Origin of the sequence: Klebsiella sp. LTGPAF-6F, assembly GCF_001753185.1 — a bacterium.
Classification (GTDB): Bacteria; Pseudomonadota; Gammaproteobacteria; order Enterobacterales; family Enterobacteriaceae; genus Klebsiella; species Klebsiella michiganensis.
This window is the reverse complement of record NZ_CP017450.1, coordinates 5831778-5850276: the sequence shown is the minus strand read 5'-3', so window position 1 is coordinate 5850276 and position 18499 is coordinate 5831778. Positions and strand designations below refer to the sequence as shown.

The window sequence follows — 18499 nt, the reverse complement described above, 5'->3', positions numbered from 1 at the left end:
CTGGGCTTCCGGCGAAAGTCGATGCCATGAACATAGCAGGACATCGACCGCGGGAATAGTCCGCTTTTACAACGGTTCGCCGTACAGGCCGATAAGCCGGCGCACCACGCCATTCGTCCAGCCAAAGCCATCCTGGAGCGGATATTCACCGCCTCCGCCTTCATGGGGCGTGGCGCTGGCGATATGGTACTTTTCAATCAGCTTATAGTGCTGTTTATAGAAATGATTCACCGTTTGCAGCCAGCTTTGGGCTATCTCATCGCCCAGCGGATCCTGGCCGTACATTTTAAAACCCTGTACCGCCATCCACTGCAGCGGCGCCCAGCCGTTGGGCTTATCCCACTGCTCACCGCTTTGATATTCCGTCGCCATAATACCGCCGGGGGTGAGCAGGCGGGCGCGTACCGCGTCGGCGAGCCTGTCGGCCTGTTCATGGGTCGCCATGCCGACATACAGCGCGACAAGGCTGGCGGCGGAAAACAGCGCCAGCTGCTCGCGGCGCCAGTCGTAATCGCGGAAACAGCCGCTTTCGTCATCCCACAGATAGCGGGTTACCGCCGCCCTGCGCTCGCTGGCCTTCTGGCGAAAAGCGGCCTCTGTTTCCCGGTCGCCCTTCAGGCCGGAGAGGTTGGCGATGGTGTTCTCCAGCTTGAACAGGAAGGCGTTCAAATCAATGGGGATAAACTGGGTGGTACGGATGCTCGCCAGCCGGGTGATATCCCGCAGCCAGCGGCTGGAGTAATCCCAGCCGGACTCCGCCCCGGCGCGCAGGTCGCGATAGACCTCGTTCGGCGGGCGCCCGGAGTGCTTCGCCGTTTCGACATCTTCCCGCCATGACTCATCGCGCGGCGTATCGCGATCGTCCCAGTAGCGGTTCAGCAGCGAGCCGTCCGGCATCCGCACCACGTGACGGTAGGCCTGGTTGGGGATCAGCGATTCCGCGCCGTCCATCCAGAAGCTGTACTCCATCCGCAGATGGTCAAGGTATCGTTTGGCGCCGCGAACCCCATCCTCTTCAAACAGTTCGACCATCAGGGCAAACACCGGCGGCTGCGAGCGGCTGAGATAGTAGGTGCGGTTGCCGTTAGGAATATGGCCGTAGATTTCAATCATCCACGCGAAGTTGTCGGCCATGCATTTCAGCAGGTCTTCGCGGCCGCTTTCCGCCAGCCCCAGCATGGTGAAGTAGGAATCCCAGTAGTAGGTTTCGCTAAACCGCCCGCCAGGCACAATATAAGACTGCGGCAGCGCCAGCAGCGACGACCAGGGAATATGATCCTGCGGCTCGCGGGTCAGGACGGGCCACAGATTATCAATATGCTCCTTTAACGATCGCGTGGGATCGGAGACGTAATCCTCGGCGCGGTTTTCCGGCAGCCAGAAGTGGTCTTCAACAAACTGACGGAGATCGAATCCGGGGGTGCGCCGGACGCGACGGTAGTGAATCAAAATATCCAGCGGGTCCTGCTTCGGCGCGCAGTCGGGGAAGGTTTTGCTATCGGCGAAAATTCGCGACTTCTGGACGTGAGCGAACAGTTCCAGATAGCGATCGGCAGGGGTCAGGGCATCCGAGGCGGGCAGCCCTTCGATGATCTCCGGTTCGGGTTCGGCGTCGAACATTTCATCCAGCTTTAACTCATACGGATCGGCTTCGTAGCACGGATCGATTTCGATCCTGAGCTCATCGTCATCAACGTTGCGTAATTTCTGGCTGAACATAGTGGTACGGACCTCCGGATTGCGTCAGTAGAGGATGCCGGGCGCGCCCGACCTGTCTATTAAGCTTAGACATTCGCAGCGGGAAACGAAAAGAGAAGTGTGCGGTAGATCACGCTTTGTTCTAAACCGTCAGCCCGGGGTTTCTGCTTTAACTCGTTGACCTGGCGCGTTAAAACCGTTTTAACCGCTTCGTATTGTGCCGAAAAATTCGGAGATTTCGTTTTGCAACAAAATCTAAATTTCCGGGCGCTTTAGCGATTAAGCCATTACTCCCACGCGGCCTCCAGCATTTCCAGCAGCTGCTCGCTGGTGAGCATAACCGGGTTAGCCTTCATGGAGGATGAGCTGCTGGCGGCGAGGGCCGCGGGTTCCAGCGCTTCGCGGGGGACGCCGAGCTCGCGCAGATTGCCCAGACCGGATCGCTGGCTCCACTCGCGCAGGCTCTCCCAGGCGCTGTTTGGATCGGCGTCCAGCCCGGCGGCCAGCCACTGGCGTACGTCGGCAAAACGCTGGCGGAGGCGTTCGTCGCTAATTTGCGTTTCATTGAGCGCCAGGCCGAAGGGAAGCAGGCTGCCGCAAAGCGCGCCGTGGGGGGCGTTGCTCAGACCGCCTAATGGACCCGCAAGACCGTGAATGACGCCGAGACCGGCGTTGGCTAACGCCAGCCCGCCGCACAGGCTGACCCATGCCATCTCATCGCGGCTATCCGGACACTCTTTGGCCATCAGCGTTCTGAGCGCTTTGATGCCGCGCGGGATCGCCTCCCGGCAGAGAGCGTCGGTAAAAGGATTCGCCCGGGCGCACAGCCAGGGCTCAATCACCTGGGTGAGGGCATCCAGGCCGGAAGCGAGGGTCACCGCGCGCGGGGTGTTGTCGGTGAGCGACGGGTCGACAATCGCCAGGTCCGGCAGCATGCGGTCGTCGCGCAGGCTGACCTTGCGCTGCTGCTCGGGGACGTTGATCACCGCGTTCTTTGTGACTTCCGCCCCGGTACCGGCCGTGGTGGGGATGGCGACGAACGGCAGCGGATTGGCTTCTAACAGGCGCCCGGTACCCACCACTTCCAGATACTCGATCGCGGGTCCCTGCGCGGGAACCAGCGCCGCAATCGCTTTGCCGGCATCTATCACCGCGCCGCCGCCGAGGCTGACCACCGCGCCGACGCCTTTTTCCCGCGCCAGACGAACGCCCCGTTCAATATCCTGCAGGTCGGGTTCATGGGCGATAGACAGCGTGGTGACGTTCAGCTGGTGAGCGTGGAGTTCGCTTAATAAGAACGCCGCGCGCTGCAGGCTGGCGCCGTGAATCAGCAGTATCTGTGCGGAGCGGGCGGCGAGCCAGGGGGCAGCGCTGCGAGCAAGGCCGCGTCCAAAGCGGATATTGCCCGGTGTTAAAACGTTAAAAGAGGTCAACATGTCGGGTAACCTGTCCTGGAGAAAAATCGTGCAATCCACTATACACATTATCCGGCTGTACATGCGCCGCCGATGCAGTATTGTGAAACAACCATCTCTTTTGATTGAGGAATTGCTGACAATGCTAAAAATACTGGGCAAACGCTCATCAATTAACGTGCGCAAAGTGCTGTGGACCTGCGAAGAGGCGGGGCTTGAATATCAGCAGGAGGATTACGGCAGCGGGTTCCAGTCGATTGAGACCCCGGAGTTTCGCGCCCTTAATCCGAACAGCCTGGTGCCCGTGCTGCGGGATGACGACTTTGTGTTATGGGAGTCGAACAGCATCTGCCGCTATCTGGCGCGCAAAGCCGGGCGGGAAGACCTGCTCCCCACGGCGCCGCGGGCTGCCGCCGAGGTTGAGCACTGGATGGACTGGCAGGCGACGGAATTTAATACTGCCTGGCGCTATGCCTTTATGGGACTGGTACGCAAGGACCCGCGCTTTCAGGATCCGACGGCTATCAAAGAGAGCATTGCCGCCTGGACCCGCTGCGTGCAGATCGTCAATACGCAGCTGCAGCAAACCGGGGCATGGGTCGCCGGTAGCGAGTTTACGCTGGCGGATATTGTCCTTGGCCTGTCGGTGCATCGCTGGAAAATGACGCCGTTCGCCCATCCTGAAATGGCGGAAGTGGAGCGCTGGTATATGGCGCTGAATCAGCGGCCGGCGTTTAAGCGTCACGGGAATAACGGCGTGGCGTAGAGGCAAAAAAAAGAAGCTCCGGAGAGCTTCTTTTTCAGGCATGGTGCGCGTCTTACCGCATCGTCACAAACTCTTCCGCGGCGGTTGGGTGGATCGCCACGGTATTGTCGAAGTCTTTCTTGGTTGCGCCCATCTTCAGCGCCACCGCGAAGCCCTGCAGCATCTCGTCCATCCCGAAGCCGATACCGTGAATACCGACAATCTTCTCTTCCGGGCCGACGCAGACCAGCTTCATGCGGCACGGCTGGCGGTGTGAGGTCACGGCGGTATACATGGCGGTGAAAGAGGATTTATACACTTTCACCGCTTCATCGCCGTACTGCTCGCGCGCCTGCGGCTCGGTTAAGCCGACGGTGCCGATAGGCGGATGGCTGAACACCACGGTCGGGATATTGCGGTAGTCCAGATGTTCGTCCGGCTTGTTGTTAAACAGACGCTCGGAGAGACGACGGCCTGCGGCAACGGCGACCGGGGTCAGCTCGACGGCGCCGGTATTATCGCCGACGGCGTAAATACCCGGAACGTTGGTGTTCTGGAATTTATCGACGACGATATAGCCTTTATCGTTGGTTTCCACTCCGGTCGCGGCGAGGTTGAAGTTATCGGTTGCCGGTTCGCGACCGATCGCCCAAATCAGGCAGTCCACGGTCTGGCTGCGGCCATCTTCCAGTTCCAGGGTCAGGCTGCCGTCGGCGTTCTTCACAACCGCTTTCGGAATGGCATGGGTATGCAGCTGCGGGCCTTCGGCGTTCATTACCTCAACCAGCGTTTCCACGATCAGCGGATCGAAGCTACGCAGCGGCGCGTGTTTACGCACGAACAGGTGCGTCTCCGCGCCCAGGCCGTTAATCACGCCCGCCAGCTCAACGGCGATATAGCCCGCGCCGACAACCGCAACGCGTTTCGGCAGCGCCGGCAGTTCGAAGAAACCATCGGAATCAATGCCGTATTCGACGCCGGGGATATTCGGATGGCTCGGGCGGCCGCCGGTGGCGATCAGAATATGATCGGCGGTTATCGTCTCGCCATTAACTTCGATGGTTTTCGCATCGACAAAACGGGCGAAGCCTTTAATCACATCGACCTTATTTTTGCCCAGCACGTTATCGTAGGAGGTGTGGATACGATCGATATAGGCGCTACGGCTGGCGATCAGTTTGTCCCAGTCGAAGTGATTGATAGTGGTATCAAAACCGTAATCCGGACCATACAGATGGATGGCTTCACGGATCTGCGCCGCATGCCACATGACTTTTTTCGGCACGCAGCCGACGTTCACGCAGGTACCGCCCAGGTCTTTGGCTTCAATCAGCGCGCACTTCTGGCCGTACATAGCGGCACGGTTAATGGAGGCGATACCGCCGCTGCCGCCGCCAATGGCGATATAGTCATAATGCTTGCTCATGAGTCTTATCCTTAATGTCTGATTGGCGCGATTGTATACCTGAAATCAATAGTTTCCACCGATGACTGCGATTACTCAGGCACGATCCAGCTGACGGTGGTATGGCCGATGCCGGTCGGCACCAGCTTTTTATGCAGCCACGGCAGAACGTTGTTCATCTGCTGCTCCAGCTTCCACGGCGGGTTGATGACGATCATCCCGGAGGCGGTCATCCCGCGCTGGTCGCTGTCCGGACGTACCGCCAGCTCGATTTGCAGAATTTTGCGAATGCCGGTGGCCTCTAACTCTTTGATCATGCGCTTAATCTGCGCCCGTAACACCACCGGATACCACAGCGCGTAGGTGCCGGTAGCAAAGCGTTTGTAGCCTTCATAAATACCGGTCACGACCGCCTGGTAGTCGCTTTTGATTTCGTAAGGCGGGTCGATCAGCACCAGTCCACGACGAGAAACCGGCGGCAGCTTCGACTTCAGCTGCTGATAGCCATCGGTTTTTTCAACCCGGGCGCGGTCGTCTTTCTGGAACTCAGCGCGCAGCAGCGGAAAATCGCTGGGATGCAGTTCGGTCATCTGCAGGCTGTCCTGCTCGCGCAGCAGCTGGCGGGCAATCAACGGCGAGCCGGGGTAGTAGCGCAGCTGGCCGCTACGGTTGAAGTGCTGAACGACGGAGATATACGGCTCCAGCTCGGCGGGCAGGTCATCCTGCTGCCAGATGCGGGCGATGCCTTCGAGATATTCACCGGTACGCTCGGCGTGTTCGCTGCTCAGCTGATAGCGGCCTGCGCCGGCGTGGGTGTCCAGATAGAGAAACGGTTTTTCTTTCTCTTTGAGCGATTCAATGATCAGGCTCTGAACGGTGTGTTTAAGAACGTCGGCGTGGTTGCCTGCGTGAAAGCTATGACGATAACTGAGCATGGATACGGTGATTCCGGGATTGAGACAAGATGACCGATAGTTTACCGCAGATCGGCCTGGATTACCGCCGCGCTGTTTCCATTCCGCTTAAAGCGTTGCAAAACATAACCGTGTCATAAAAGCGTCAAACAGAAGGGCTAGCGTCACGTAAAGGCAAGGTAATGGTTTGAATTTACCCGTCATACTTCAAGCTGCTTATGTGTTGGCTACGTTCGCTCACCCCGGTCACATAGTTATCTATGCTCCCGGGGACTCACTCCCTTGCCGCCTTTAAGCAACTCGAATTATTTAGGGTATAAAAGGAAAATAATGAAACTGCACATCACGCTTCTCGCATCGGCGCTCGTGCTGGCGCTGCCGGTTCTGGCGAAAGAGGTTCCTTTGAATCAGGCGGCGGCAATCGCCAACGGCGTGACGCCAGCCGCCGCCAGTCCGGCGTTTGACGCTCTGGAGAGCCAAAGCCTGTCGCAGCTGCGCAACGCGCTGAAGGGCGATGCGGCAACCCTGACTCGCGACCAGCTTGAACACGCCAGACAGAATAAAACACAGGCGGATACCGCGTGGCTGAAGGCCAGCGGTTATGATTTCCAGACAAAAGCCAACCAGCAGGCGGGAATCGAGCTGCTCTCAGCGTTCAGCGCGCTGCCGAAGGCGGTCATACAGCAAAACCTGGCGACGGTCACCGCCATCAACCGCGATGCCGTACAGACCTCCCGCCATCAGGCGCTGGCGGATGCCGAGGGCATCAGCTATCTCTACTTCCTCAGCGATGCGCTGGGGCCGCGTCTCGGCAAAGCGTTCCTCGCCGCCTACGACAAAGGCGAGCTCGGTAAGGCGGCGGCGCTGATCAAAGCTTCTGAAGTGAGTACCGGGGCGGCGAAAAAGCACTTTAACAACCCGCGCCCGTTCCTGATTCAGGGCAATACCATCCATCTGGTGCCGGACGATGTGGTCGTTAAGGACAATAAACCCTATACCGCCGACGGCGGCTCGTTTCCGAGCGGGCACACCAACACCGGCTATACCGACGCTCTGCTAATGGCGGAGATGATCCCGGAGCGCTTCGACGCGCTGGTGACGCGCGGCGCACGCTATGGCTATTCGCGCATCGTGCTGGGCGTGCACTATCCGCTGGACGTGATGGGGTCGCGGATGGTGGCGCAGCGCAATGTCGCCCACTACCTGAATGACGCGAAGTATCGCGGGCTGTTTAATGAGGCCCGCGACCAGCTGCGTACCGCGCTGGAGAAAGAGTGCGGCACGACGCTGGCGGAGTGCGCGAAAGTGCCTGCGAAAGACGATCCGTATCGCGACCCGGCGATGGTCGCGTTTTATCGCTTTACCATGACCTACGATCTGCCGCAGCAGAAGGGCGAAAAACAGAGCCTGAAGGTGCCGCAAGGGGCTGAAGTGCTGCTGGAGGCTGCGCTGCCGAATCTGTCCGCCGCGCAGCGTCGGGCGCTGATGGTCAAAACGGCGTTGCCCGCAGGGTATCCGCTTTCCGGTGATAATGACGCGCAGCAGTTCTGGCAGCGGCTGAATTTGCCAGCGGCGTATGCGATGGCGAATAAAGCGCATTAAACCTGGTGCAGTCCGGAGGCGGTGCTGGCGCACCTCTCCGGGATACAAGGGCAATGCGGCGGCGTACAGCGTGGCGCCGCCGGGCGTTTTAATGCGGGCGTACCGGCAGTACTAGCTCTCTTTGGCGGGCTTTATCGCGGGCAGGGCGCGCTGCATCGGCACCGGCAGCCAGGCGCGAATTAATAATCCGCCGCGTTCGCTGGAGCCAAGTTCCAGCTTACCGTTATGGTTATCGATAATGCGCTGAACGATAGCCAGGCCGAGGCCGGTCCCGCTAATCGTACGGGCGCTATCGCCGCGCACGAACGGCTGGAACAAATGCTCACGCTGCTCCGGTTTAATTCCCGGACCGTCATCTTCCACCTGGAACCAGGCCCGGTTCCCCTCGCTGCCGCTGCTGACTTTAATCCAGCCGTTGCCGTAGCGGGCGGCGTTGACCACCATATTCGCCAGCGCGCGCTTGATGGAGAGCGGATGCACGCGCAGCGGGATCTCGCCCGGCTGCAGGTCGGTGGCGATTTCTCGCTCGTAGCCGCTTTCCGCCGCAATCACTTCCCCCAGCACCGCATTAAGGTCCGTCAGCTCCATCGGCATCTCCTGGCCGGTGCGCAGGTAGTCGATAAACTGCTCGATAATGGCGTTACACTCTTCAATATCTTTATTAATCGACTCGGCGAGGTAGCCGTCCTCTTCGCCCATCATCTCCGTCGCCAGGCGGATACGCGTAAGGGGAGTGCGTAAATCATGGCTCACCCCGGCCATCAGCAGCGTGCGGTCATCCGCCAGCTGCTTCACGCCAGCCGCCATGTGGTTAAAGGCGCGGGTCACCGATCGCACTTCCGACGCGCCGTATTCGCGCAGCGGCGGGGGAATAATCCCTCGCCCGACCTGAAGCGCCGCGTGCTCCAGGTCGACCAGCGGTCGGTTCTGAATACGAATAAAGAGCCAGGCGCCGCCAATCGCCAGCAGCATGATCGCCAGGGTGTAGCGGAACAGCGGCGAGAAATCGCCCTGGTGGATTTCGGTCAGCGGTACGCGCACCCAGATATTGGGAGAAAGCCAGGTTTTCAGCCACACCACGGGGGAGCTTTTGTTTACCTCGACCCGCACTTCGGTTGGCCCGCCGAGCTGGTGCGCCATCTGCTGACTTAAGAATTCATAATGCTGCGCCCAGCGCAGGCCTGCGTCTTCCGCCGCTTCGTTGGAATAGAGCGAAATGCCCAGCTCGCGGTAAATCTCGCGGCGAAACGCCGGCGGCACCACCAGTTGAGTGCCGTCTTCCAGCTGGAGTTTATCGGTCATCAGCATACGCACTTCGTAGGCCAGAACCTTATTAAACTGCTGGAGACTGGGCAGGATCGCGAAATTCAGCACCACTAAATAGGTCGTCACCAGGCTGGCGAACAGCAGGGTGACGATCAGTAACAGGGTGCGGGCAAACGAGCTTCGCGGCGAAAAGCGCACGCGTTTCATGCCTTAGAGCCGTCCGGGACGAAAACGTAGCCCAGGCCCCAAACGGTCTGGATATAGCGCGGATGCGCCGGATCTTCTTCCACCATGCGGCGCAGGCGGGAGATTTGTACGTCGATGGAGCGCTCCATGGCCGAATATTCACGGCCGCGAGCGAGGTTCATCAGCTTATCGCGGGATAATGGTTCGCGCGGATGGCTCACCAGCGCTTTCAGTACCGCGAATTCACCGCTGGTCAGCGGCATAGGCTCATCTTCGCGGAACATCTCGCGGGTGCCGAGGTTCAGCTTGAACTTACCAAAGGCGATAACCGCTTCTTCCTGCGAAGGCGCGCCCGGCAGTTCGTTAGCCTGACGGCGCAGTACGGCGCGGATACGGGCCAGCAGCTCGCGCGGGTTGAACGGTTTTGGGATGTAGTCGTCGGCGCCGATTTCCAGGCCCACGATACGGTCAACTTCTTCCCCTTTCGCCGTGACCATAATGATCGGCATCGGGTTGCTCTGGCTGCGCAGGCGGCGGCAAATGGACAGGCCATCTTCGCCCGGCAGCATCAGATCCAGCACCATCAGGTGGAAGGATTCACGGGTCAGCAGGCGATCCATCTGTTCAGCGTTCGCCACGCTACGAACCTGGAAGCCCTGCTCGGTCAGATAACGTTCGAGTAGCGCACGCAGGCGCATGTCGTCATCGACAACCAGAATCTTATAATTCTCTTGCATTGTTTATACTCCCAAAGGTTCACTGCAATTGTCAGTACGTATTCTCAAAAAAGCCCGGGTCGCCCACCAGCGAAATCTGGTATATATTCCAGGCTAAATTGTTACAAAGCATATTTAACAGCAGCTTAAGTATACATTTAAGCATAAGACACATTATTTATCCTGTTGGTATGATGACGTGCGACGAATTGTGCGCAGCATTGCACAAAGATCTGTAATCAGGAGCCGGAACCTTCGATGAAAACGCCGCTGATCACCCGTGAAGGGTATGAAAAACTGAAGAAAGAGATGGATACCCTGTGGCGCGAAGAACGTCCGGAAGTCACCAAAAAGGTGACCTGGGCGGCGAGCCTCGGCGACCGCAGTGAAAACGCCGATTACCAATACAATAAAAAGCGCCTGCGTGAAATCGACCGCCGGGTGCGCTACCTGACCAAGTGCCTTGAGCAGCTGAAAATCGTCGATTATTCGCCGCAGCAGGAGGGTAAGGTCTTTTTCGGCGCGTGGGTGGAGATTGAAAACGATGCGGGCGAGACGAAGCGCTTCCGGATTGTCGGCTACGATGAAATCTTTGGCCGCAACGACTACATCTCCATTGATTCGCCAATGGCGCGCGCGCTGCTGAAAAAAGAGGTCGGTGATTTAGCTATCGTGAACACCCCCGCGGGCGAGGCGGCCTGGTACGTGAACGAAATTGAATACGTCAAAGCCAAATAGGTCCGGAACATTCCGAGAGGCTTGGGTCGCGGCTGGCATTTTAGCGTGCCAGTCCGTATAACTATCCCCCTGATTTTTGATCCTAAAGATGAATTAAACCGATGATGAATGATTCGCTCTGCCGCATTATTGCGGGTGAACTTCAGGCCAGGGCTGAACAGGTAGAAGCTGCCGTTCGCCTGCTTGATGAAGGGAATACCGTGCCGTTTATCGCACGCTATCGTAAAGAAGTCACCGGCGGTCTGGATGACACGCAGCTGCGTAATCTGGAAACCCGCCTGGGCTATCTGCGTGAACTTGAAGACCGTCGTCAGGCGATCCTGAAGTCCATCGGCGAGCAGGGCAAGCTGACCGAGGCGCTGGAAAAAGCCATCAACGGGACGTTGAGTAAAACCGAGCTCGAAGATCTCTATCTGCCGTACAAGCCGAAGCGCCGCACGCGCGGGCAGATCGCCATTGAGGCCGGGCTGGAACCGCTGGCCGATCTGCTGTGGAACGAACCCTCTCACGACCCGGAAACCGAAGCCGCTAAATATATCGACGCCGACAACGGCGTAGCGGACACAAAAGCCGCTCTCGACGGCGCGCGCTATATCCTGATGGAGCGCTTTGCGGAAGACGCCGCCCTGCTGGCAAAAGTGCGCGACTATCTGTGGAAAAACGCCCACCTGGTGGCGACCGTCGTCAGCGGTAAGGAAGAGGAAGGGGCGAAATTCCGCGACTACTTCGACCATCACGAACCGATCGCCACCGTGCCGTCGCACCGCGCGCTGGCGATGTTCCGCGGCCGCAACGAAGGCGTGCTGCAGCTCTCTTTAAATGCCGACCCGCAGTTCGACGAGCCGCCGAAAGAGAGCCATGGCGAGCAAATCATTATCGACCATCTCGGCCTGCGCCTGAACAACGCCCCGGCGGACGGCTGGCGTAAGGGCGTGGTGAGCTGGACGTGGCGTATCAAGGTGCTGATGCACCTCGAAACCGAGCTGATGGGGACCGTGCGCGAACGCGCGGAAGACGAAGCCATTAACGTCTTTGCCCGCAACCTGCACGACCTGCTGATGGCCGCGCCGGCCGGGCTGCGCGCCACCATGGGCCTCGATCCGGGCCTGCGCACCGGCGTCAAAGTCGCCGTCGTTGACGGTACCGGCAAGCTGGTGGCTACCGATACCATCTACCCGCATACCGGCCAGGCCGCAAAAGCGGCGGTGGCGGTTGCCGCGCTGTGTGAAAAGTACAACGTTGAGCTGGTGGCGATTGGCAACGGTACCGCCTCGCGTGAAACCGAGCGCTTCTTCCTCGACGTGCAGAAGCAGTTCCCGAAAGTGACCGCGCAGAAGGTCATCGTCAGCGAAGCGGGCGCGTCCGTGTACTCCGCCTCCGAGCTGGCGGCGCTGGAGTTCCCGGATCTCGACGTTTCCCTGCGCGGCGCGGTCTCTATCGCCCGTCGTCTCCAGGACCCGCTGGCCGAGCTGGTGAAAATCGATCCGAAATCCATTGGCGTCGGCCAGTATCAGCACGATGTCAGCCAGACCCAGCTGGCGCGTAAGCTGGACGCGGTGGTGGAAGACTGCGTAAACGCCGTTGGCGTCGATCTGAATACCGCTTCCGTCCCGCTGCTTACCCGCGTCGCCGGTCTGACCCGCATGATGGCGCAGAATATCGTCTCCTGGCGCGATGAGAACGGCCAGTTCCAGAATCGCCAGCAGCTGCTGAAGGTCAGCCGTCTGGGGCCGAAGGCCTTTGAACAGTGCGCGGGCTTCCTGCGTATCAACCACGGCGACAACCCGCTGGACGCCTCAACCGTGCACCCGGAAGCGTATCCGGTGGTGGAGCGCATTCTGGCGGCGACTCAGCAGGCGCTGAAAGATTTGATGGGCAACAGCAGCGAGCTGCGTCATCTGAAAGCCGCTGACTTCACCGATGAGAAATTCGGCGTGCCGACGGTGACCGACATCATCAAAGAGCTGGAGAAACCGGGCCGCGACCCGCGCCCTGAGTTTAAAACCGCCCAGTTCGCCGATGGCGTAGAGACGATGAACGACCTGCTGCCGGGAATGATCCTCGAAGGCGCGGTGACCAACGTCACCAACTTCGGCGCGTTCGTTGATATCGGCGTTCATCAGGACGGCCTGGTGCATATCTCTTCCCTGTCGAATAAGTTCGTTGAAGACCCGCACACGGTGGTCAAAGCGGGCGATATCGTGAAGGTGAAAGTGATGGAAGTCGACCTGCCGCGTAAGCGCATCGCGCTGACGATGCGTCTGGACGAACAGCCAGGCGACAGCAACGCGCGCCGCGGCGGCGGTAACGATCGTCCTCAGGGCAACCGCCCGGCGGCGAAGGCCGCTAAACCTCGCGGTCGCGAGGCGCAGCCTGCGGGCAACAGCGCGATGATGGATGCGCTGGCGGCGGCAATGGGTAAAAAACGTTAATTCTTTCCGGCCCCTTTTGCTAAGGGGCCGCATTTCTTCCGGCATTCGCCATATTGTGCAAACAAGCATCAGTATTTTCTTATAACGTCGTAATAAGCGCGAATTACGGACGGCGATATTATTATTTTCATTTCGTTAACTATAGAAACTTTAATTAAACATTTAGTCATTAAGAATAATCATCACCTCCGCGACGGCGACAAAATAGAGTTTGCTCAATATCAACAAAAGCTCAATTTTCTCTTTAAAAAGCGAAACGGCCGCATTATATGTATTGATGATAAAAACTATTCTCATTATCATTATTTGCATTGAGTATTTTTTCTTCTTCGTTAGCTACGGTCCCTGGCGCCGCGTCTCCGGCGCATACGGAAAACTCTCTTTTCAGTTGGCGATAAACAAGTAGGTCCTATGCAATTTACACCTGATAGTGCGTGGAAAATCACCGGTTTCTCCCGCGATATTAGTCCGGCGTATCGGCAGAAGCTGCTGTCCCTCGGGATGCTGCCGGGTTCTTCTTTCAATGTGGTTCGCGTGGCGCCGCTCGGCGACCCTATTCATATTGAAACCCGACGCGTTAGCCTGGTATTACGTAAAAAGGATCTTGCGTTAATTGAGCTGGAAGCGGTTGCACAATAATGCCTGACCGGCACTAAGAGTATGAATATGAAAAAATTAACCCTTGGCTTAATTGGTAATCCTAATTCCGGTAAAACCACGCTGTTCAACCAGCTCACCGGCGCGCGCCAGCGCGTCGGTAACTGGGCGGGAGTGACCGTTGAACGCAAAGAGGGTGGTTTCAACACCACCGATCATCAGGTCACGCTGGTAGACCTTCCGGGCACGTATTCCCTGACCACCATCTCCTCGCAAACCTCGCTGGATGAGCAGATTGCCTGCCACTATATTCTCAGCGGCGACGCCGACATGCTGATTAACGTGGTCGATGCGTCCAATCTGGAACGTAACCTCTATCTGACGCTGCAGCTGCTGGAGCTTGGCATCCCCTGCGTGGTCGCGCTGAATATGCTCGATATCGCGGAAAAACAGAAGATCCGCATCGATGTCGACGCGCTGGCCGCGCGTCTCGGGTGCCCGGTGATCCCGCTGGTTTCCACCCGCGGGCGCGGTATCGAGGCCTTAAAAATGGCGATCGATCGCCATCAGCAGAACCAGGCTATTGAACTGGTGCACTATCCGCAGCCGCTGCTGCGGGAGGCGGACAAGCTGGCGCAGGCCATGGCCGCGGATATTCCGCAGCGCCAGCGTCGCTGGCTGGGTTTACAGATGCTTGAAGGCGATATTTACAGCCGCGCCTACGCCGGTGACGCTGCCCACAAGCTGGACGTGTCCCTGGCGCACCTGAGCGAAGAGATGGATGACCCCGCGCTGCATATCGCCGATGCCCGTTACCAAAGTATTGCCGCCATTTGCGATGCGGTCAGTAACACCCTTACCGCCGAGCCAAGCCGCTTTACCGCGGCGATGGATAAAGTGATCCTCAACCGCTTCCTCGGCCTGCCGGTCTTCCTGTTCGTTATGTACCTGATGTTCTTGCTGGCGATTAATATCGGCGGCGCGCTGCAGCCCATTTTTGATGCCGGTTCCGTGGCTATCTTTATCCACGGTATTCAGTGGGTTGGCTATACCCTGCATTTCCCGGACTGGCTGACGGTGTTCCTCGCCCAGGGGATTGGCGGCGGTATCAATACCGTACTGCCGCTGGTACCGCAGATCGGCATGATGTACCTGTTCCTCTCTTTCCTTGAAGACTCTGGCTATATGGCGCGGGCGGCGTTTGTGATGGACCGCCTGATGCAGGCGCTGGGGCTACCGGGGAAATCCTTCGTGCCGTTAATCGTCGGTTTTGGCTGTAACGTTCCGTCGGTGATGGGCGCGCGTACGCTTGATGCGCCGCGCGAACGTTTGATGACCATTATGATGGCGCCGTTTATGTCCTGCGGCGCGCGGCTGGCGATTTTCGCCGTCTTCGCCGCCGCCTTTTTCGGCCAGAACGGCGCGCTGGCGGTCTTCTCGCTGTACGTACTGGGGATCGTGATGGCGATTGCGACCGGACTGATGCTGAAGCATACCATTATGCGCGGCGAAGCGTCGCCGTTCGTGATGGAGCTGCCGGTGTATCACGTTCCGCACGTGAAGAGTCTGATTATCCAGACCTGGCAGCGTCTGAAAGGCTTCGTCCTGCGCGCGGGTAAAGTGATCGTTATCGTCAGTATCTTCCTCAGCGCGCTGAACAGCTTCTCGCTGAGCGGTAAGATCGTCGATAACATCAACGACTCGGCGCTGGCGTCGGTCAGCCGGGTGATCACCCCGGTATTTAAACCGATTGGCGTACATGAGGATAACTGGCAGGCGACCGTCGGGCTGTTCACCGGCGCGATGGCCAAGGAAGTGGTGGTGGGGACGCTGAACACCCTCTACACCGCTGAAGATATCCAGAACGAAGCGTTTAATCCGCAGACGTTTAGCCTCGGCGATGAGCTGCTGGCCGCGGTAGACGAGACCTGGCAGAGTCTGAAAGATACGTTCAGCCTGAGCGTGCTGGCCAACCCTATCGAAGCCAGTAAAGGCGACGGCGAAATGGCAACCGGCGCGATGGGCGTCATGGGCAGCAAATTCGGTAGCGCCGCTGCGGCGTACAGCTACCTGATTTTTGTCCTGCTCTATATTCCCTGCATCTCGGTAATGGGGGCGATTGCCCGCGAGTCGAGCCGCGGCTGGATGATGTTCTCCGTCCTGTGGGGGCTGAATATCGCCTATTCACTTTCTACGCTGTACTACCAGACCGTCAGCTTTAGCCAGCATCCGCGCTATAGCCTGGTGTGCATTCTGGCGGTGGTGCTGTTCAATATCGTGATCTTTGGCCTGCTGCGCAGAGCGCGTAGCCGGGTGGACGTCTCGCTGCTGGCGACGCGCAAAACGCCGTCCACCTGCTGCCAGAGTCCGGCGGGCGATTGCCACTAAGGAGCGATGATGGCGTCATTAATTGAAGTCCGCGATATGCTGGCCCTGCAGGGGAGGATGGAGGCAAAGCAGCTCAGCGTCCGCCTGAATACGCCGCAGCCGCTGATTGACGCCATGCTGGGCCGCCTGCAAGCGATGGGGAAAGCGGTGAAAGTGACCGAAGATGCCGATGGCTGCCTCTCCGGCAGCTGTAAAAGCTGCCCGGAAGGCAAAGCCTGCCTGCGGGAGTGGTGGTCGCTGCGCTGATTGGACTGTGAAGGCAGGTTTCCCGGATTGCGGCTAACGCCTTATCCGGGCTACGAGTTTGTGCGGTTTTGGGTTTGGTAACCCGGGTAAGGCGTTTACGCCGCGACCCGGGAGATTCGACCACAGATTTGTACGGTTCTGGGGGGGGGGAGCCCGGACAGGCGCAACGCGCCGCTTCCGGGAACCGACTGCGGCATATACCGCAAGCGGGTCCTGAGACCCGCTTTCTGGCTTACTTGTAGACGTCCGCGTTAGCGTGAACCGTTTTCTCGTTCTTCTCGCCTGCAATCACCACAAAATAGGTGCCGCCCAGTTCATCCGCTTTTTTCGACAGATCGCGCTTTGCATCCATCGGAGAGGTTGTTCTGGAGGTGGTAATCGAACCAATTTTGGTCAGGTTCAACTTAGCCACTTCGTCTTTTTGAATTTCCTTGGCGGCGAACGCGCCGAAGGACAGGGAGCCAATCACCAGAGATGCAACAATTCCTGTAACAAGTTTCATAGCCTCTACTCTCCATTAGGTTTTTTTTTAGGTCACGGGGCCAGCGTGAAATAGTCAACCCCCGCAACAACCTAAGTATTGCTGCACCCTGCGTTTTTACCACGTCCCGCTAAAAAAATTTATCGATCTCACGCTTCAGCTCAATCAGCGGAGCGCAAAACGCCTGCGGATGTGAAATGAACGGCGCATGGGCGGCTTTATCGAAGACAATCGACGTGCTTTTGGGCCACAGCGCATCGAGAAGCGGAATGATTTTACGCGGTACCAGACCGTCCAGCCGACCGTACAGGCGCAAAAACGGCATGGCGAGGGCGGTCAACGGCTGGCGTAAATCGGCGGTTTTGAGGATCTCCAGCCCGCCGTTTAAAACGTCCGGCGACGGCATCGGTAGCGACAGCACCGTGCTCTTCAGCGCTCTCGCATCCTGACGCGCGCTTTCGGTACCCAGGGTTTGCAGCGCCAGAAAGCGTTCGACAGTGCGTTGAAAATCTTCGCTCAGCTGCTGCTGAAATCCGCTCAGCACGTCGGGCTTAATCCCGGGCCAGCTGTCGTGAGCGCTAAAGCAGGGGGAAGAGGCCACGGTGACCAGCGCCTGCACGCGATCGGGATGGGATAACGCGACCTGGCTGGCCACCAGCCCGCCGAGGCTCCAGCCTAGCCACATAGCTCGCTCCGGCGCGTTTTCCAGCACCCGCTGGGCCATCTCTTCCAGCGACATCGCGCCAAAGCCGCCGCTGCGGCCATAGCCAGGCAGGTCGACGAGGTGCAGCGTAAAATGCGAAGCCAGCTGCGGCGTGATGCAATCCCACACTTTGGCATTCAGCCCCCATCCGTGCAGCAGCACAAGATGACAATTTCCTTCGCCCGTGGTTTGCCACGCGATCGTTTTCATCAGTTACTGTTCTCTTTCCACCAATACGAGGGGGAAATATGCTAACAGCACACAGCTTATGCTGGCTATGCCAAATGCCGCTGGCCATCGCCAGCTGGGGGATCTGCTCGCGATGCGCGTCGGCGCTGCTGGCGTCTGAACCGTTGTGCCCGCAGTGCGGCCTGCCGGCCCAATCAAGCACGCTGCCCTGCGGGCGCTGCCTGCAAAAACCGCCGCCGTGGCAGCGGCTGGTGACGGTGAATGACTATCGACCGCCGCTGAGCGGCCTGATTCACCAGCTGAAATTCAATAAGCGGCCCGAGCTGGCCCCGGCGCTGGCGCGTCTGCTGCTGTTGCGCATTCGCCAGCGTCGGGATCTTCCCCGCCCGGACCGGATAATTAGCGTGCCGCTCTGGCAGCGTCGTCAGTGGAAGAGGGGATTTAATCAGAGCGATCTGCTGTGCCGACCGCTCTCCCGCTGGCTGGACTGCGCCTGGCGCAGCGATGCGCTAACCCGCCGGCGCCGCACCGCCACCCAGCATCAGCTCAGCGCCAGATTGCGCAAACGGAACCTGAAAAACGCCTTCCAGCTTGAATTGTCGCTCCAGGGCCACCATATCGCCATTGTGGATGATGTCGTCACAACCGGAAGCACCGTCGCCGAGATATCCCGCCTGCTTTTGCGAAACGGCGCCGCGACGGTTCAGGTATGGTGTATATGCCGTACCTTGTAGACCCCTGCTGATGGGCGTATAATAACCCAGTAAAATAGTCAACT

General features: G+C 58.6%; 16 protein-coding genes. 8 read left to right on the top strand and 8 right to left on the bottom strand.

What is annotated here, in order from left to right:
- Window positions 1-66 precede the first annotated feature (66 nt).
- Both BJF97_RS27475 and BJF97_RS27470 read right to left on the bottom strand, forming a co-directional pair.
- Complete coding sequence (locus BJF97_RS27475) at window positions 67-1719, bottom strand: alpha,alpha-trehalase (protein WP_014227158.1); 1653 nt, start codon at window positions 1717-1719, stop codon at window positions 67-69.
- A 266-nt stretch (window positions 1720-1985) separates the two neighbouring features.
- Window positions 1986-3134, bottom strand: coding sequence for an iron-containing alcohol dehydrogenase (locus BJF97_RS27470; RefSeq protein WP_032694203.1), 1149 nt, complete (start codon window positions 3132-3134; stop codon window positions 1986-1988).
- Between the two features lie 121 nt (window positions 3135-3255).
- Between BJF97_RS27470 and BJF97_RS27465 the strand changes: the two genes are divergently transcribed.
- On the top strand, window positions 3256-3879 hold the full coding sequence (locus tag BJF97_RS27465) for a glutathione S-transferase family protein (protein ID WP_014839737.1): 624 nt from the start codon (window positions 3256-3258) through the stop codon (window positions 3877-3879).
- Window positions 3880-3931: 52 nt separating this feature from the next.
- Here BJF97_RS27465 and gorA read toward each other — a convergent pair whose 3' ends face one another.
- Window positions 3932-5284 (bottom strand): glutathione-disulfide reductase, encoded by a 1353-nt coding sequence (gorA, locus tag BJF97_RS27460; RefSeq protein ID WP_032694204.1) that lies wholly within the window; start codon window positions 5282-5284, stop codon window positions 3932-3934.
- A gap of 71 nt (window positions 5285-5355) precedes the next feature.
- Window positions 5356-6198 carry a 23S rRNA (adenine(2030)-N(6))-methyltransferase RlmJ gene (locus tag BJF97_RS27455; RefSeq protein WP_032694205.1) on the bottom strand — a complete coding sequence of 281 codons (843 nt, stop codon included), beginning with the start codon at window positions 6196-6198 and terminating at the stop codon, window positions 5356-5358.
- Between the two features lie 309 nt (window positions 6199-6507).
- On the opposite strand from BJF97_RS27455, the gene BJF97_RS27450 reads away from it, so the two are divergent.
- A complete protein-coding gene (locus tag BJF97_RS27450; RefSeq protein ID WP_032694206.1) occupies window positions 6508-7779 on the top strand; it encodes an acid phosphatase in 1272 nt (423 codons plus the stop codon).
- Window positions 7780-7890: 111 nt separating this feature from the next.
- Here the strand turns inward: BJF97_RS27450 and envZ are convergent, their stop codons facing one another.
- Both envZ and ompR read right to left on the bottom strand, forming a co-directional pair.
- Window positions 7891-9252: a two-component system sensor histidine kinase EnvZ gene (envZ, locus tag BJF97_RS27445; protein ID WP_004855221.1), complete on the bottom strand. Its 1362-nt coding sequence runs from the start codon at window positions 9250-9252 to the stop codon at window positions 7891-7893.
- A complete protein-coding gene (gene ompR, locus BJF97_RS27440) occupies window positions 9249-9968 on the bottom strand; it encodes an osmolarity response regulator transcription factor OmpR (RefSeq protein WP_001157751.1) in 720 nt (239 codons plus the stop codon). The genes envZ and ompR overlap by 4 nt, the downstream gene beginning before the upstream one ends.
- Before the next feature lie 237 nt (window positions 9969-10205).
- On the opposite strand from ompR, the gene greB reads away from it, so the two are divergent.
- The 5 genes from greB to feoC all read left to right on the top strand — a co-directional run bounded on the left by greB (window position 10206) and on the right by feoC (window position 16348).
- Window positions 10206-10685 (top strand): transcription elongation factor GreB, encoded by a 480-nt coding sequence (gene greB, locus BJF97_RS27435; protein WP_004106676.1) that lies wholly within the window; start codon window positions 10206-10208, stop codon window positions 10683-10685.
- A 101-nt stretch (window positions 10686-10786) separates the two neighbouring features.
- On the top strand, window positions 10787-13117 hold the full coding sequence (locus tag BJF97_RS27430; protein WP_014227151.1) for a Tex family protein: 2331 nt from the start codon (window positions 10787-10789) through the stop codon (window positions 13115-13117).
- 411 nt (window positions 13118-13528) lie between these two features.
- A complete protein-coding gene (feoA, locus tag BJF97_RS27425; protein ID WP_004126281.1) occupies window positions 13529-13756 on the top strand; it encodes a ferrous iron transporter A in 228 nt (75 codons plus the stop codon).
- Window positions 13757-13783: 27 nt separating this feature from the next.
- Window positions 13784-16102, top strand: a complete 2319-nt coding sequence (gene feoB / locus BJF97_RS27420) for a Fe(2+) transporter permease subunit FeoB (protein WP_032694240.1) — start codon at window positions 13784-13786, stop codon at window positions 16100-16102.
- 9 nt (window positions 16103-16111) lie between these two features.
- Complete coding sequence (gene feoC / locus BJF97_RS27415) at window positions 16112-16348, top strand: [Fe-S]-dependent transcriptional repressor FeoC (RefSeq protein WP_014227148.1); 237 nt, start codon at window positions 16112-16114, stop codon at window positions 16346-16348.
- A gap of 232 nt (window positions 16349-16580) precedes the next feature.
- On the opposite strand, the gene BJF97_RS27410 is transcribed toward feoC, so the two are convergent.
- Window positions 16581-16850: a YdgH/BhsA/McbA-like domain containing protein gene (locus BJF97_RS27410; protein WP_014227147.1), complete on the bottom strand. Its 270-nt coding sequence runs from the start codon at window positions 16848-16850 to the stop codon at window positions 16581-16583.
- Between the two features lie 109 nt (window positions 16851-16959).
- The gene (gene bioH / locus BJF97_RS27405; protein ID WP_032694207.1) at window positions 16960-17742 is read right to left on the bottom strand and encodes a pimeloyl-ACP methyl ester esterase BioH; all 783 of its coding nucleotides are present in this window, start codon (window positions 17740-17742) and stop codon (window positions 16960-16962) included.
- A 38-nt stretch (window positions 17743-17780) separates the two neighbouring features.
- Here bioH and gntX point away from each other — a divergent pair, with 38 nt between their 5' ends.
- A complete protein-coding gene (gene gntX / locus BJF97_RS27400) occupies window positions 17781-18455 on the top strand; it encodes a DNA utilization protein GntX (protein ID WP_032694208.1) in 675 nt (224 codons plus the stop codon).
- The last annotated feature ends 44 nt before the right edge of the window (window positions 18456-18499 follow it).

Bases quoted from the DNA above. Each gene is read 5' to 3' on its own strand.
- ompR (WP_001157751.1), bottom strand. From the start codon at position 9,968: ATGCAAGAGAATTATAAGATTCTGGTTGTCGATGACGACATGCGCCTG.
- greB (WP_004106676.1), top strand. From the start codon at position 10,206: ATGAAAACGCCGCTGATCACCCGTGAAGGGTATGAAAAACTGAAGAAA.
- BJF97_RS27455 (WP_032694205.1), bottom strand. From the start codon at position 6,198: ATGCTCAGTTATCGTCATAGCTTTCACGCAGGCAACCACGCCGACGTT.
- envZ (WP_004855221.1), bottom strand. From the start codon at position 9,252: ATGAAACGCGTGCGCTTTTCGCCGCGAAGCTCGTTTGCCCGCACCCTG.
- BJF97_RS27450 (WP_032694206.1), top strand. From the start codon at position 6,508: ATGAAACTGCACATCACGCTTCTCGCATCGGCGCTCGTGCTGGCGCTG.
- gntX (WP_032694208.1), top strand. From the start codon at position 17,781: ATGCTAACAGCACACAGCTTATGCTGGCTATGCCAAATGCCGCTGGCC.
- BJF97_RS27470 (WP_032694203.1), bottom strand. From the start codon at position 3,134: ATGTTGACCTCTTTTAACGTTTTAACACCGGGCAATATCCGCTTTGGA.
- feoC (WP_014227148.1), top strand. From the start codon at position 16,112: ATGGCGTCATTAATTGAAGTCCGCGATATGCTGGCCCTGCAGGGGAGG.
- bioH (WP_032694207.1), bottom strand. From the start codon at position 17,742: ATGAAAACGATCGCGTGGCAAACCACGGGCGAAGGAAATTGTCATCTT.
- BJF97_RS27430 (WP_014227151.1), top strand. From the start codon at position 10,787: ATGATGAATGATTCGCTCTGCCGCATTATTGCGGGTGAACTTCAGGCC.
- gorA (WP_032694204.1), bottom strand. From the start codon at position 5,284: ATGAGCAAGCATTATGACTATATCGCCATTGGCGGCGGCAGCGGCGGT.
- feoA (WP_004126281.1), top strand. From the start codon at position 13,529: ATGCAATTTACACCTGATAGTGCGTGGAAAATCACCGGTTTCTCCCGC.
- BJF97_RS27475 (WP_014227158.1), bottom strand. From the start codon at position 1,719: ATGTTCAGCCAGAAATTACGCAACGTTGATGACGATGAGCTCAGGATC.
- BJF97_RS27410 (WP_014227147.1), bottom strand. From the start codon at position 16,850: ATGAAACTTGTTACAGGAATTGTTGCATCTCTGGTGATTGGCTCCCTG.
- BJF97_RS27465 (WP_014839737.1), top strand. From the start codon at position 3,256: ATGCTAAAAATACTGGGCAAACGCTCATCAATTAACGTGCGCAAAGTG.
- feoB (WP_032694240.1), top strand. From the start codon at position 13,784: ATGAAAAAATTAACCCTTGGCTTAATTGGTAATCCTAATTCCGGTAAA.